This window comes from Streptomyces sp. CC0208, from assembly GCF_003443735.1.
GTDB classification, from domain to species: Bacteria; Actinomycetota; Actinomycetes; order Streptomycetales; family Streptomycetaceae; genus Streptomyces; species Streptomyces sviceus.
In genome coordinates this window covers 2,548,819-2,562,088 of the sequence record NZ_CP031969.1, presented here as the reverse complement: position 1 = coordinate 2,562,088, position 13,270 = coordinate 2,548,819, and the positions used below count along the sequence as shown (strand labels likewise).

13 protein-coding genes and 1 pseudogene are annotated in these 13,270 nt (G+C 70.0%); 7 read left to right on the top strand and 7 right to left on the bottom strand.

All coding sequences use genetic code 11. The features are described from left to right. Window positions 1-195: 195 nt before the first annotated feature. Both D1369_RS11425 and D1369_RS11420 read right to left on the bottom strand, forming a co-directional pair. Entirely contained in the window at window positions 196-1,560 is a 1,365-nt protein-coding gene (locus D1369_RS11425) for an aspartate aminotransferase family protein (RefSeq protein WP_007384999.1), read from the bottom strand. A 19-nt stretch (window positions 1,561-1,579) separates the two neighbouring features. Beyond that, the gene (locus D1369_RS11420; protein WP_037901556.1) at window positions 1,580-2,134 is read right to left on the bottom strand and encodes an Lrp/AsnC family transcriptional regulator; all 555 of its coding nucleotides are present in this window, start codon (window positions 2,132-2,134) and stop codon (window positions 1,580-1,582) included. Between the two features lie 171 nt (window positions 2,135-2,305). Between D1369_RS11420 and D1369_RS11415 the strand changes: the two genes are divergently transcribed. The 3 genes from D1369_RS11415 (at window position 2,306) to D1369_RS11400 (ending at window position 5,132) form a co-directional block, all read left to right on the top strand. Continuing rightward, window positions 2,306-3,745 carry a gamma-aminobutyraldehyde dehydrogenase gene (locus D1369_RS11415; RefSeq protein WP_007385001.1) on the top strand — a complete coding sequence of 480 codons (1,440 nt, stop codon included), beginning with the start codon at window positions 2,306-2,308 and terminating at the stop codon, window positions 3,743-3,745. A 389-nt stretch (window positions 3,746-4,134) separates the two neighbouring features. Beyond that, window positions 4,135-4,560, top strand: coding sequence for an SRPBCC family protein (locus D1369_RS11405; RefSeq protein WP_007385002.1), 426 nt, complete (start codon window positions 4,135-4,137; stop codon window positions 4,558-4,560). 44 nt (window positions 4,561-4,604) lie between these two features. Further along, on the top strand, window positions 4,605-5,132 hold the full coding sequence (locus D1369_RS11400; RefSeq protein WP_037901558.1) for a membrane protein: 528 nt from the start codon (window positions 4,605-4,607) through the stop codon (window positions 5,130-5,132). Here the strand turns inward: D1369_RS11400 and D1369_RS11395 are convergent. Beyond that, on the bottom strand, window positions 5,125-6,258 hold the full coding sequence (locus tag D1369_RS11395; RefSeq protein ID WP_007385004.1) for a serine hydrolase domain-containing protein: 1,134 nt from the start codon (window positions 6,256-6,258) through the stop codon (window positions 5,125-5,127). The genes D1369_RS11400 and D1369_RS11395 overlap by 8 nt on opposite strands. A 174-nt stretch (window positions 6,259-6,432) precedes the next feature. Here D1369_RS11395 and D1369_RS11390 point away from each other — a divergent pair. Further along, window positions 6,433-6,791: pseudogene (locus D1369_RS11390) on the top strand (sigma factor); the annotation flags it as partial. An 83-nt stretch (window positions 6,792-6,874) separates the two neighbouring features. Here D1369_RS11390 and D1369_RS11385 read toward each other — a convergent pair. Next, on the bottom strand, window positions 6,875-7,282 hold the full coding sequence (locus D1369_RS11385) for a helix-turn-helix domain-containing protein (protein ID WP_007385005.1): 408 nt from the start codon (window positions 7,280-7,282) through the stop codon (window positions 6,875-6,877). Window positions 7,283-7,365: 83 nt separating this feature from the next. Between D1369_RS11385 and D1369_RS11380 the strand changes: the two genes are divergently transcribed. Then, window positions 7,366-7,959, top strand: coding sequence for an NAD(P)-binding domain-containing protein (locus D1369_RS11380; protein ID WP_037901560.1), 594 nt, complete (start codon window positions 7,366-7,368; stop codon window positions 7,957-7,959). On the opposite strand, the gene D1369_RS11375 is transcribed toward D1369_RS11380, so the two are convergent. Both D1369_RS11375 and D1369_RS11370 read right to left on the bottom strand, forming a co-directional pair. Next, window positions 7,920-8,651 carry a glycerophosphodiester phosphodiesterase gene (locus D1369_RS11375; RefSeq protein ID WP_037901562.1) on the bottom strand — a complete coding sequence of 244 codons (732 nt, stop codon included), beginning with the start codon at window positions 8,649-8,651 and terminating at the stop codon, window positions 7,920-7,922. The genes D1369_RS11380 and D1369_RS11375 overlap by 40 nt on opposite strands. After that, window positions 8,648-9,691 carry an adenosine deaminase gene (locus D1369_RS11370; protein WP_037901564.1) on the bottom strand — a complete coding sequence of 348 codons (1,044 nt, stop codon included), beginning with the start codon at window positions 9,689-9,691 and terminating at the stop codon, window positions 8,648-8,650. Before D1369_RS11370 ends, D1369_RS11375 begins: the two co-directional genes overlap by 4 nt. 531 nt (window positions 9,692-10,222) lie before the next feature. Between D1369_RS11370 and D1369_RS11360 the strand changes: the two genes are divergently transcribed. After that, window positions 10,223-10,891 (top strand): DUF4190 domain-containing protein, encoded by a 669-nt coding sequence (locus D1369_RS11360; RefSeq protein ID WP_037903680.1) that lies wholly within the window; start codon window positions 10,223-10,225, stop codon window positions 10,889-10,891. A 43-nt stretch (window positions 10,892-10,934) separates the two neighbouring features. Here the strand turns inward: D1369_RS11360 and D1369_RS11355 are convergent, their stop codons facing one another. Beyond that, a complete protein-coding gene (locus D1369_RS11355) occupies window positions 10,935-11,492 on the bottom strand; it encodes an NADAR family protein (protein WP_037901566.1) in 558 nt (185 codons plus the stop codon). A gap of 211 nt (window positions 11,493-11,703) precedes the next feature. Between D1369_RS11355 and D1369_RS11350 the strand changes: the two genes are divergently transcribed. After that, window positions 11,704-13,239 (top strand): gamma-aminobutyraldehyde dehydrogenase, encoded by a 1,536-nt coding sequence (locus D1369_RS11350; RefSeq protein WP_007385011.1) that lies wholly within the window; start codon window positions 11,704-11,706, stop codon window positions 13,237-13,239. The last annotated feature ends 31 nt before the right edge of the window (window positions 13,240-13,270 follow it).

The following is a 13,270-nucleotide window of genomic DNA, read 5'->3' as shown; positions in this document are numbered from 1 at the left end:
ACCTCGTTCTGGTCCGTTGTGCCTTGCAATCCCCCGAGCGGGGGAACGAAAGCAGGGCCGATCGGTTACCAGGCACGCTAAGGAGGCGGGGGCGGGACGCCGTACAGCACACGGCCCGGGGTGCGTGCCTGTCACTCGGACGGGCGCACTCCGGGCCGTATGAGCCGCTCAATCGCCGGGGTCCGGCGCCGGGGGCTAGAGCTTGGTCCAGGCCTCGGTGAGGGTCGCGCGCAGGATCTGCTCGATCTCGTCGAAGGTCCCCTGGTCGGAGATCAGCGGCGGGGCGAGCTGGACGACCGGGTCGCCGCGGTCGTCGGCACGGCAGTACAGGCCGTTGTCGTACAGGGCCTTGGAGAGGAAGCCGTACAGGACGCGCTCGGTCTCCTCGTCGTTGAAGGACTCCTTCGTCGCCTTGTCCTTGACGAGTTCGATGCCGTAGAAGAAGCCGTTGCCGCGGACGTCGCCGACGATCGGCAGGTCGTGCAGCTTCTCCAGGGTCGAGCGGAACGCGCCCTCGTTGTCCAGGACGTGCTGGTTGAGGTTCTCGCGCTCGAACAGGTCGAGGTTGGCGAGGCCCACTGCGGCCGACACGGGGTGGCCGCCGAAGGTGTAGCCGTGCAGGAAGACGTTGTCCTCCTTGTAGAACGGCTCGGCCAGGCGGTCGGAGATGATGCAGGCGCCGATGGGGGAGTAGCCCGAGGTCATGCCCTTGGCGCAGGTGATCATGTCCGGGACGTAGTCGAACTTGTCGCAGGCGAACATGGTGCCGAGGCGGCCGAAGGCGCAGATGACCTCGTCGGAGACGAGCAGCACGTCGTACTGGTCGCAGATCTCGCGCACCCGCTGGAAGTAGCCGGGCGGGGGCGGGAAGCAGCCGCCCGCGTTCTGGACCGGCTCCAGGAAGACCGCGGCGACGGTGTCCGGGCCCTCGAAGAGGATCTGCTGCTCGATCTGGTCGGCGGCCCAGCGGCCGTAGGCCTCGGGGTCGTCGCCGTGGATCGGGGCGCGGTAGATGTTGGTGTTCGGGACCTTGTGGGCGCCCGGGACCAGCGGCTCGAACGGGGCCTTCAGGGCCGGCAGACCGGTGATGGACAGGGCGCCCTGCGGGGTGCCGTGGTAGGCGACCGCTCGGGAGATGACCTTGTACTTGGTCGGCTTGCCGGTGAGCTTGAAGTACTGCTTGGCGAGCTTCCAGGCGGTCTCGACCGCCTCGCCGCCACCGGTCGTGAAGAAGACCTTGTTGAGGTCGCCGGGCGCGTGCTGCGCGAGGCGCTCCGCGAGTTCGACGGCCTTCGGGTGGGCGTAGGACCACACCGGGAAGAACGCCAGTTCCTGCGCCTGCTTGAACGCCGCCTCGGCCAGCTCGACCCGTCCGTGGCCGGCCTGGACCACGAACAGGCCCGCGAGACCGTCGAGGTAGCGCTTGCCCTTGTCGTCGTAGATGTAGGTGCCCTCGCCCCGGACGATGGTCGGGACCGGGGAGTTCTCGTACGAGGACATGCGGGTGAAGTGCATCCACAGGTGGTCGTACGCGGTGCGGCTGAGGTCCTTGGAGCTCACGGTTATCGGGTCCTCACGGTTATCGGGTTCCCCACATGTAGGTCTGCTTCTTGAGCTTCAGATAGACGAAGCTCTCGGTGGAGCGCACTCCGGGGATGGCCCGGATACGGCGGTTGATGACCTCCAGGAGGTGGTCGTCGTCCTCGCAGACGATCTCCACCATCAGGTCGAAGGAGCCGGCCGTCATCACCACGTACTCGCACTCGGACATGGAGGTCAGCGCGTCGGCCACGGACTCGACATCACCCTCGACGTGAATGCCGACCATCGCCTGGCGCCGGAACCCCACAGTGAGCGGGTCGGTGACGGCGACGATCTGCATCACGCCCTGGTCGAGCAGCTTCTGGACGCGCTGGCGCACGGCCGCCTCGGACAGGCCCACGGCCTTGCCGATCGCGGCGTACGGACGGCGGCCGTCCTCCTGGAGCTGCTCGATGATGGCGAGGGAGACGGCGTCCAGGTTCGGGCTGCTGCCGTTCCTGGACTCGCCCTTGGACTCGCTCCGGGACCCGCTCCTGGGCTCGCGGGAGTCCCTGGGGTCTGCGCTTCGACTGGCCACGAGCTCACTGTGCACGACGTCTCGTCGGTTTCGCAAGGTCGGGGCGATGAAATTCGTTGTTTACGCGACTGAGACTTGCGGATTTCGCAGCCTTGGCGGGATCGGGGGTGTTGAAAACGTGGGCCTGGCGATTAGGGTGGGTGTCTCAGTCAGTGGACAGTTTCAACCCTTCCCAGGAGGCCGGCAGTGAGCACCGAGCTGCGTCGTCTGCGCAACTACATCGACGGTGAGTTCCGGGACGCCGCCGACGGGCGCACCACCGAGGTGGTCAACCCCGCGACCGGTGAGGCGTACGCGACCGCGCCGCTGTCCGGACAGGCGGACGTGGACGCGGCGATGGCCGCCGCTGCCGCCGCATTCCCGGCCTGGCGCGACACCACGCCCGCCGAGCGGCAGAAGGCCCTGCTGAAGATCGCGGACGCGTTCGAGGAGCGGGCCGAAGAGCTCATCGCGGCGGAGGTGGAGAACACCGGCAAGCCGATCGGGCTCACGCGGTCCGAGGAGATCCCGCCGATGGTCGACCAGATCCGCTTCTTCGCGGGTGCGGCGCGGATGCTGGAGGGGCGGTCGGCCGGTGAGTACATGGAGGGCCTGACCTCCATCGTTCGGCGCGAGCCGGTCGGGGTCTGCGCGCAGGTCGCGCCGTGGAACTACCCGATGATGATGGCCGTGTGGAAGTTCGCTCCGGCGATCGCGGCCGGCAACACGGTCGTGCTGAAGCCGTCGGACACCACCCCCGCGTCGACCGTCCTGATCGCCGAGATCATCGGCGGGATCCTGCCGAAGGGTGTCTTCAACGTCATCACCGGCGACCGCGACACCGGGCGGCTGATGGTCGAGCACCCGACGCCGGCGATGGCGTCCATCACCGGTTCGGTGCGAGCCGGTATGTCCGTCGCCGAGTCCGCGTCCAGGGACCTGAAGCGGGTGCACCTGGAGCTGGGCGGCAAGGCCCCGGTCGTCGTCTTCGAGGACACCGACATCCCGAAGGCCGTCGAGGACATCTCGGTGGCGGGCTTCTTCAACGCCGGGCAGGACTGCACGGCGGCCACGCGCGTGCTGGTGCAGTCCTCGATCCACGACGAGTTCGTCGCGGCGCTGGCGAAGGCCGCCGCCGACACGAAGACCGGGCAGCCGGACGACGAGGACGTGCTCTTCGGTCCCCTGAACAACCCGAACCAGCTCAAGCAGGTCTCCGGGTTCATCGAGCGGCTTCCCGCGCACGCCAAGGTCGAGGCGGGCGGTCACCAGGTCGGCGAGAAGGGGTACTTCTACGCTCCGACCGTCGTGTCCGGGCTCAAGCAGGACGACGAGATCATCCAGAACGAGGTGTTCGGACCGGTCATCACCGTGCAGTCCTTCTCCGACGAGGAGCAGGCCGTGTCGTGGGCCAACGGCGTCGAGTACGCGCTCGCGTCCTCGGTGTGGACCAAGGACCACGGCCGCGCGATGCGGATGTCCAAGAAGCTCGACTTCGGCTGTGTGTGGATCAACACGCACATCCCGCTGGTCGCCGAGATGCCGCACGGCGGGTTCAAGAAGTCGGGGTACGGCAAGGACCTGTCGGGTTACGGATTCGAGGACTACACGCGGATCAAGCACGTGATGACCTCGTTGGACGCGTAGTTTCCGCCGTCGCGGGGGTGCGGGGGCCGGTCGCCCGGTTCCCCGCGCCCCCGCGTCGGCCCTGGTCAGTGGTGGTACGTGTCGAACGACCCGATCCACCATGCCGGGGTGGACCGTCCCGGTAGGCGGGCGTCGGCACCAGGAGCCGTACGGCCGGGTGTCCGTCGCTTCGCACCCGGTCCAGTGACCGGACGCGCACCAGCGTGGCGACGGTGTACCCGAGCGCGGTCAGGGCCGCCGGCCACCCGCCCACGAAGCGCAGGGCGAAGAACGGCATTGGGCGGTGCGCCGGTCTGTCGGCCCTGCCGTGTGTGCCGCCCCGGCGGGGGTATCCGCTTCGCACCGCAACCGCCGGGTCCGTCCCGGCCCGTCGGAAGGAGAGGTGCAGCATGTCCGCGTCCCTCGTGGAAACCGTCGATGTCGAGGCTCCCGTCGCTGTTGCCTGGGCCCTGTGGAGCGATGTGACCCGGTGGCCCACCTTTCTGAGCCACGTACGCCTGGTGGAGCGGCTGGACGAGCGCCGTTTCGCCTGGCAGCTCCAACTGCCCGGTGCCGACAAGAACTTCGTCGCCGAGCTCACCGAGGTCGTCCCCGAGGACCGCATCGCCTGGCGCACGGTGGAGGGGGTGCACCACGCCGGCGTGGTCACCTTCCACCGGCTCAGTGACACGACGAGCCGGGTGACCCTGCAGATCGAGTACGACCCGAAGGGGTTCGTCGAGCACCTCGGCGCGCTGACCAACCTCGACTCCGCACTCGCCAACTACGACCTCGGCGAGTTCCAGAAGCTGGCGGAGACCGCCGCGTCGTCCTGACCAACCCTTTTGAACATGTTCAATTCCAGGCGTACGCTGCTGCCATGAGCGACAGAGCCGCCCACCTCAGGGGCATCCGCGCATGGCTGGTCTTCTTCGTCGTCTGTCTGGTGCTCAGCGGGGCCACGGCCTTCCCGCTGGTCCACGAACTGCGCTGGACCGAGGACGTGTTGCGGCACCTTCCCGCGCCGGATGCCCTGATGGACTGGATCGCGCGCGTCCGGCGCGGGCTCGACACCGCCGACTCCGACTACCCCTTCCTCCTCTACGGAACGGACTGGCTCGCCTTCGCCCACCTCGTCATCGCGGTCGCCTTCTACGGCCCCTACCGCGACCCGGTCCGCAACATCTGGGTCGTCGAGTTCGCGATGATCGCCTGCGCCGGGATCGTCCCGCTCGCCCTGATCTGCGGGCCCATCCGGGGCATCCCGTTCTGGTGGAGCGTGATCGACATGGCGTTCGGGGTGTTCGGGGTGCTCCCCCTGTATGTCGTCCGGAGGAAGATCAAGCGGCTGGAGGCTCTCTTCCCGTACCAGCCCGTGCCCAGCACCCCTGCCGTGCCCGCTACTTGAGCGCGGCCGTGATGATCCGGACGACGACCGGGTTCGCGTCCTCGCTCTTGGCGTCGGTGGAGTTGACCGAGTACACGAGCGTACGGCTCAGATCGCAGGTGCCGGCGAGCGCCGAGTTGTAGCCGTACCGGCCACCGGACTTGACCCAGTAGACCTTCCCCTCGGACTCGAAGCGCTGGAGCCCGCCCGCGCTGTAACTCGCGCCGGTGATGTCCGAGGGGACCGAGAAGACCTCCCTCAGTTGCGGCCGCGGGACGATCCGCCCCCGGAACAGGCCGGTGAGCAGCCGTTCCAGGTCCGCGGTCGTGGAGATCATGTCCCCGGCCGCGAACCGGTCCGCCTGGTTCCACTCCGTGACGTCCAGTAGCTCCGTCGTCCCGTCGGCCTTCTTCACCGCCTCGTAGCCCCGGTTGTGCGGGCCGAGGATGCGCGGGTCGGTGCCCGGGAAGTACGTGTCCCGCATCCCGGCCGGCGTCAGCACCAGCCGGCCGGCCTCGGAGGCGTACGACCGCCCGGTCACCCGCTCGATCAGCAGGCCGAGGAACGTGTAGTTGATGTTGAGGTAGTGCTGCTGCTTCCCCGGGCAGAACTCCGGCTTCTTCGCACCCGCGGACGCGGCGACGCGCTGGGGGCTGAGCGTATCGAAGCGGTGGGAGTACACCTCCTCGAAGGTGGTGCCGAGGCCGTCGCCGGCCGGGATGCCGCTGGTGTGGTTGAGCAGGTTCCGCACGGTGACCGGCCGGAACCGCCTGCCGAGGAGGCCGGGCAGATAGTGCTGGACCGGTGTGTCCAGGTCGATCCGCCCCTCCGCCACCAACCGCAGTACGGCCGCCGCCGTGACCACCTTCGTCGTCGAACCGGCCCGGAACCGGGCGTCCGGATCGGCGGGCCGCCCGCTTGCCAGATCGTGCACGCCCGAGCTCCCGCGCCAGGTGCCGTCGGTGCCGCCGACCCGGACCAGGGCCGCGGTGGCGTTCGCGTCGGGGAGCCCCGCGAGCGCGGCGCGCAACGCCTTCGCGTCCGGGGCGGAGGCGGTACGGGCGATCGCCGGTGAGGCCGGCAGGCCGGCGGTCAGGGGCACGGAGAGGGCGACGGCGAGGATGCTTCTGCGGCGAAGGTCACGCACGAGTGGGCTCCTGGGGGTGTGGGACGTGTGTGATCATCCTGCGGGCCTGCTGAGGCGGCGGGATCGTCGGCGAGAAGGGCCCCGCCCCTGGTGGAACCCTGAGCAACTCCTGCTGTCTCTGGGGGAGTTGAAGGGGGAGAACCCCTAGGGGGCGGAAGGGGGCGCCGGCGTGCGCTGGACGAGCTCGTCGAGGGCGGGCTGCCGCTGGTGTGCAACATCGTGGGCCGCGCCCTGAACGGCCACGCCGATGTCGACGACGTCGTCCAGGAGACCGTGCTGCGGGCCGTCGACAACCTCGGCAGCCGAGGCCACCGACTTCGCCGAACTCACCGTCCCGCGGCTGCGGTTGGAGGCGCGGCGGCGCGAGGTCGCGGAGGCCGTGCGCTGGCCTGTGGTGGCTGGAGGTCGCGGACCAACTCACCCGGCGCGAACTGGCCGCCGCCGTCGGCATCAGCCGACAGCAGCGCGTCCAGCGGATGAAGGAGCGCCTGGAGACCTCCCGCGGCGTCGTCCGTGCCCTCCACGGTGCCTCGCCCGCAGAAAGACATCACCACCGGCCCCGACCAGGGCGTCACTCGCTACGGCCTGGTCCGCGCCACGGGACGGCCCCAGTACCTCACCCGGTCGACTCCGGCCAACGCGGCGACGGCTGTTCAGCGGCCCCGGGTGCAGTGCCGCCGTGGCGCTCCTGGGCGTCCATCACCTCGTCACCGTGATCGTGTGCCCAGACGCCGAACGCCTCGATCGGTGCGACCAAAGTCCGCCCCAGGGCGGTCAGTTCGTACTCCACGCGGGGCGGGGAGCCGCCGTAGGCCCGACGTGCCACGAGCCCGTTGAACTCCAGTCGGCGCAGCGTCTGCGTCAGCACCTTCTGGCTGATCCCGCCGATGCGCGCCCGGAGTTCACCGGGGCGCCCGGGGCCGTCCTTGAGGGCCCAGATCACCACCGGGTTCCAGGTGTGGGAGACGAGGTCGAAGGCGAGGCGGGTGCGGCAGTCGGCGAGGAAGTCGAGGTCGGTGGTCACGTACCGAATGGTGCCCGAGCGGCTTTCTAGTGTCGTGCCGGATCCGGAGAAACCGAGGCTCCGGCGAAGCAGGAGGAGACGTCATGCGGGTGGGAATCATCGGCCGGGGCGGTATGGCGGACGCGCTGGGTACGCAGTGGCGGCGGGCCGGTCACGAGGTGGTCACCGGCAGCCGCTCGGGCGGGCTGCGCGAGGCGGCGGAATCCGGGACGGACGCGGTACTGCTCGCGGTGCCGTACGAGGCGGTCGTCGAGGTCGTCGGTGGGCTGGGGGACGCACTGCGCGGCAAGGTGCTGATCGACTGCACCAATCCCGTGGGGCCCGGTTTCGGCCTGCTCACCTCCGGTGGGCCCTCGGCCGCCGAACGCATCGCGTCCGCCGCACCTTCGGCGCACGTCGTGAAGGCCTTCAACCTGTGCCATGTCGACGTCTGGCGGCTGACCCCGCCCGTCTTCGACGGCCGCCCCCTCGCGGTGCCGCTGTGCGGGGACGACGAGGAGGCCCTGACCGTCGTACGACGACTCGTGCGCGACCTGGGCTGCGAGCCGTTGAACGCCGGGGGACTGGACCGGGCGGGCCTGGTCGAGGCGACCGCGGCCCTGCTGATCAGGTTGTGGGTGGGGGAAGGGGCGGACGCTCAGGCGATCTTGCCGCCGCGGGCGTACTCGGGGGTCTGACTCCCGTCCGCGTGGGCTCTCAGCGCGCAGAGCACGTCGACCCGGTTCGTCGTGATCGAGTCGACGCCCAGGGCGGCGAGGCGGCGCATCGAGCGGCGGGTGTCGGGGGTCCACACGGAGATCAGGTAACCGTCGGCGTGGATACGGTCCGCGAGGTCCCGGTCCATCAGGCCGAAACGGTAGTTGAGCCAGCGGGGCTTCACCGCGTCCAGGAGGGCGGGCCGCGGGGGAGCGAGGCTCGTCCAGGTGAGCGCGATCTCCGCGGTCGGGTCGGCCTCGCGGACGGCCAGCATGGCGGTGGCGCCGGCGCAGTAGTACACGCGGTCCAGGGCACCGCACTCGCGGACCACGTCGACCACGCGGCGGGCCGTGCGAACCTCTCTCGTACCGGGTAGATCGAGCATCAGGCGGTGGCCGTCGGTGGCCCGGAGAGCCTCCGCCAGCGTCGGCACCTTCCCGTCCGTCAGCCCTCGTACCTCGTCCGCCGACAGGGCGAGGAGGGGGCGGTCGTGCTCCCACAGCCGCTTCAGCGTCTCGTCGTGGAGCAGCACCGGCACACCGTCCCTGGTGAGCCGTACGTCGACCTCCACCGCGTCCGCGCCCCGGTCGAGCGCGGCCCGCAGGGAGTCGATCGTGTTCTCCCGGACGCGGTAGGGGTCGCCGCGGTGTGCCACGGCCGTCAGAGGGGTCACGGAGCGAGCCAGGTGGCCGTGTACGTGTCGATCTCGTCCTTGATCCTGGTCTTGCCGGGCTCGTCGAGGAACGACGCGTCGACCGCGTTCTTCGCGAGTCGGGCCAGGCCCTCTTCGTCGAGCTCCAGGAGCCGCGCCGCCACCGCGTACTCGCTGTTCAGGTCCGTGCCGAACATCGGGGGGTCGTCGGAGTTGATCGTGACGACGATCCCCGCCTTCACGAACTCCTTGATCGGGTGCTCGTCGAGGGTGCGGACGGCTCGGGTGGCGATGTTGGAGGTGGGGCACACCTCCAGCGGGATGCGGTGTTCCGCGAGGTGCGCGAGGAGCTCCGGGTCCCGGAAGGAACTCGTGCCGTGACCGATGCGCTCGGCGCGCAGGTGGGTGAGGGCGTCCCACACGGTCTCCGGGCCGGTCGTCTCGCCGGCGTGCGGGACCGAGTGCAGGCCGGCGGCGATCGCCCTGTCGAAGTACGGCGTGAACTGGGGGCGGGGCACGCCGATCTCGGGGCCGCCGAGACCGAAACTCACCAGGCCCTCCGGGCGGACGCGGTCGTCGGTGGCGAGGCGGACCGTCTCCTCGGCGGCTTCCAGGCCGGCCTCGCCGGGGATGTCGAAGCACCAGCGCAGTACCGTGCCGAACTCCGACTCCGCCGCCTTGCGGGCGTCCTCTATGGCCTCCATGAACGCGCGCTCGTCGATGCCGCGGCGGGTCGAGGAGAACGGGGTGATCGTGAGCTCCGCGTAGCGGACCTGCTGGCGCGCGAGGTCCCTGGCGACCTCGTAGGTGAGGAGCCGTACGTCCTCGGGGGTGCGGATCAGGTCCACGACGCTGAGGTAGACGTCGATGAAGTGGGCGAAGTCCGTGAAGGTGAAGTAGTCGACCAGTGCCTCGGGGTCCGTGGGGACCTTGGAGTCGGGGTGGCGGGCGGCCAGTTCGGAGACGATGCGGGGGGAGGCCGAGCCGACGTGGTGGACGTGGAGTTCGGCCTTGGGCAGGCCGGCGATGAAGGCGTGCAGGTGGTCGGTTGTCGGTGGCATGGGGCCTCCCCTTGCGGTGATCGGCTGATCGATGCGGAACATGTTAGGCGGGGGGTTGTGCGGGTGCGGGTTCGGTGGGGGCGGGTGTTTGTTGCGCAGTTCCCCGCGCCCCTGATGCCTGCGGCGCAGCTGCGGGTTCGGTGGGGGCTTGTGTAGCGCGTGCGGTGTGGTTTGGGGTCGGGGCCGGGGTGGGGGGGTGTCCGTCCTCGGTCCGGCGGCTCGGTCCCTTTGAGCAGGGCTCTGTGACGGACGCCGGCCGCTGCGGGCGGACACCCCCCACCCCGTCCCCTTCCCGCCGTACGCGGCCACCGGCCGGCCGTGGCGCGCGTCGCGGCGGGGGAGGTGACGAACGGCCCGTCGTGGCCGGCGTGACTGCACCTACCCAGGGGCGAGGGGAACTGCGCGACCAGCCCCCGCCGGCCCGCAGCCGCCCCACAACCGAACCCGGCACCCCCATAGGCGCCGGGCCCAAGCAGCGCAGCTCACCGCTCACGTAGCATGGCCGCACGAACGACCTAGGGGGACGTGAGCATGACGGACGGAACGCAGTCGAGCGGGGACGGTCGGGACCCGTGGGCGCCGCCGGAGAGTGGGCCTTCGCTGGAGAAGAGCCCGTCGCCCGGTGCCGGGCAGCCGCCGTCCGTGCATGATCAGGCCACCGTGACGTCGGTGCCCAACGACGGCTTCCCGCCTCCCGGGGCCGCCCCGGGATACGGCTACCCCGCCCCCGAGCAGTCCGGCATACCCGGTGGGCCCGCCTCCGTGCCGCCGCCGCCCATCGGGCCCGAGGGGCCCGGCGCTCCCGTCGGCTATGGCTACCCCGCGTATCCGCAGAGCCCGCAGGGGTACGGCGGCTGGGCTCCGCCCGTGCCCCCGCAGAACGGCATGGGCGTCGCCGCGATGGTGCTGGGCATCCTGTCCTGCGCCCTGTTCTGCATGTACGGCATCCTCTCGCTGGTGCTCGGGGTTCTCGCCATCGTGTTCGGCATCAAGGGGCGCAAGCGGGCCGAGCGGGGTGAGGCCACCAACCGTGGGCAGGCGCAGGCCGGGTTCATCATGGGGATCATCGGGACGATCCTCGGTGTCGCCGTGGTCGTCCTGCTCATCATCGGCATCACGGCCGCGATCAACTCGGAGGACGACTCCGACTACTACGACGGGTCCCTCGCCGTCGTGGCGACGGCGCCCTCGGTGGCGTAGTACCGGACGGAGAAGGACGAAGGGGACCCGCCGCGGGTCCCCTTCAGGCGTTTCTGAGGCGGTCCCTCGCCTCCATGAGCGCGAAGCCCAGGAGGTTGGGGCCTCGCCAGCGTTCGGGGGCGCTCGCGGCCTCGTCGTCCGCAGCGAGTCCGATCCCCCACACCCGGTCCACCGGACTGGCCTCCACCAGGATCCGGTCGCCGGTGTTCAGGAGGTACTCCCGCAGGTCTGCGTGGGCCGCGAACTTGTGGACGCTGCCCTCCACGACCAGTCCGAAGCGCTCGCGCTGCCAGGTCTGCTCGTCGAAGCCCCGGACCAGGCGGCCCGCGCTCTTGGCCTGGGAGGGGTGCCCTGCGGCCAGCACGCGCCGCTCGGCCTCCTGATCTTCGAAAAGTCGCGCCTTGCCCGCCATCATCCAGTGCTCGGCGGTCGCATAGGTCACTCCGTCGACGACGAACGGTGACGGCCACCACTGGCTCAGACAGCTCGCGCCCACCTGGCCGTCCGCGCGCGGGCGGTGGCCCCAGAAGTGCAGATACCTGACCTTCGCTCCGGCCCGGACCTGCTTGACCAGGGCATCCTGTGAATCGATCTTCCCCATGCACGCGAGTCTGGCAGGAACCACTGACACTCCGTCCTTCCTTTTCCGGGGCGACTCGACACCTGGTCGACAGATTCCGTCGCGTAACCGAAAGGCAACAACGGAATCACTTGTAGGAGTGCCATTGCTCTGTCAGGATCGGCACTCAAATCGAGCTGGAGCTACGCCACCCGCCCGCGGTAGCCGCGGGGTCACGGCGGAGGAGAGCGACATGCACAACCCGGGCAGTGCCACCCCGGACCGGTTCGCGGCCCAGGAGCGGTTCGCCGACGGCGCGCAGTTCATCGGAGGGCGCCTCACCAAGGGGACCTCCGGTCGTACGCACGCGGTCGTGGATCCCGCGAGCGGTGAGGAGGTCTTCACCTATGAGCTGGCGGGCGTCGAGGACGTGGACGCCGCCGTCGCCGCGGCTCACGCCGCCTTCCCGGGGTGGGCGGCCACCACTCCCGGTGACCGGTCCGACGCCCTGCACCGGTTCGCCGCCGTGCTCGCCGAGCGGGCCGAGGACTTCGCCCGCGCGGAGTCGCTCCAGTGCGGGAAGCCGCTGAAGCTGACCCGGGAGTTCGACGTCCCGGGCACCATCGACAACACTTCGTTCTTCGCCGGGGCCGCTCGGCATCTTCAGGGGCAGTCCGCCGGTGAGTACTCCGGGGACCACACGTCGTACGTCCGGCGTGAGCCCATCGGTGTCGTCGGGTCCATCGCGCCCTGGAACTACCCGCTCCAGATGGCCGCCTGGAAAATCCTTCCTGCCGTCGCCGCGGGCAACACCATCGTTCTGAAGCCTGCCGAGATCACTCCGCTGACCTCCCTTCTCTTCGCCCAGGCCGCCACCGACGCCGGGATTCCCGACGGGGTCATCAACATCGTCACCGGGACCGGGAAGGAGGCGGGGGAGCGGCTGGTCGGGCATCCCGACGTGGCCATGACCTCCTTCACCGGGTCGACGGCCGTCGGCAAGCGGGTCGCCGAGGTCGCCACCGCCACCGTCAAACGGCTGCACCTGGAACTCGGCGGCAAGGCTCCCTTTGTGGTCTTCGACGACGCCGACCTGGAGGCCGCCGTCAACGGGGCGGTCGCGGGCGCGCTCATCAACACCGGGCAGGACTGCACGGCCGCCACGCGCGCGTACGTGCAGCGGCCCCTCTACGAGGCGTTCGTGGAGCGAACCGCCGCCCTGATGGAGACCGTCCGGCTCGGCGATCCCTTCGCCGCCGGTACCGATCTGGGGCCGCTGATCTCGCATGTCCAGCGGGACCGGGTCGCCGGGTTCGTCGACCGTGCGCGGGGTTACGCGCGTGTGGTGACCGGTGGACAGGCGCCGGGCGGGGAGCTCGCCAAGGGGGCGTACTACAAGCCGACGCTGGTGGCCGACGCCGCTCAGGACAGCGAGATCGTCCAGTCCGAGATCTTCGGGCCGGTCCTGGTCGTGCTGCCCTTCGACAGTGACGACGAGGGCATCCGGCTCGCCAACGACACCCCTTACGGACTCGCGGCCTCCGCCTGGAGCCGGGACGTCTACCGGGCGAACCGGGCCACGCGGGAGATCAAGGCCGGGTGCGTGTGGGTCAACGACCACATCCCGATCATCAGCGAGATGCCACACGGCGGGTACAAGGCGTCCGGCTTCGGCAAGGACATGTCCTCGTACTCGTTCGAGGAGTACACCCAGATCAAGCACGTTATGTTCGACAATACGGCGGTTGCGGCAAAGGACTGGCACCGCACGATCTTCGGGGACCGTTAGCCGAATTCAGGCCGCCCGACCCGCGGCCGCC

Bases quoted from the DNA above. Each gene is read 5' to 3' on its own strand.
- D1369_RS11350 (WP_007385011.1), top strand. From the start codon at position 11,704: ATGCACAACCCGGGCAGTGCCACCCCGGACCGGTTCGCGGCCCAGGAG.
- D1369_RS11380 (WP_037901560.1), top strand. From the start codon at position 7,366: ATGCGGGTGGGAATCATCGGCCGGGGCGGTATGGCGGACGCGCTGGGT.
- D1369_RS11360 (WP_037903680.1), top strand. From the start codon at position 10,223: ATGACGGACGGAACGCAGTCGAGCGGGGACGGTCGGGACCCGTGGGCG.
- D1369_RS11405 (WP_007385002.1), top strand. From the start codon at position 4,135: ATGTCCGCGTCCCTCGTGGAAACCGTCGATGTCGAGGCTCCCGTCGCT.
- D1369_RS11400 (WP_037901558.1), top strand. From the start codon at position 4,605: ATGAGCGACAGAGCCGCCCACCTCAGGGGCATCCGCGCATGGCTGGTC.
- D1369_RS11355 (WP_037901566.1), bottom strand. From the start codon at position 11,492: ATGGGGAAGATCGATTCACAGGATGCCCTGGTCAAGCAGGTCCGGGCC.
- D1369_RS11370 (WP_037901564.1), bottom strand. From the start codon at position 9,691: ATGCCACCGACAACCGACCACCTGCACGCCTTCATCGCCGGCCTGCCC.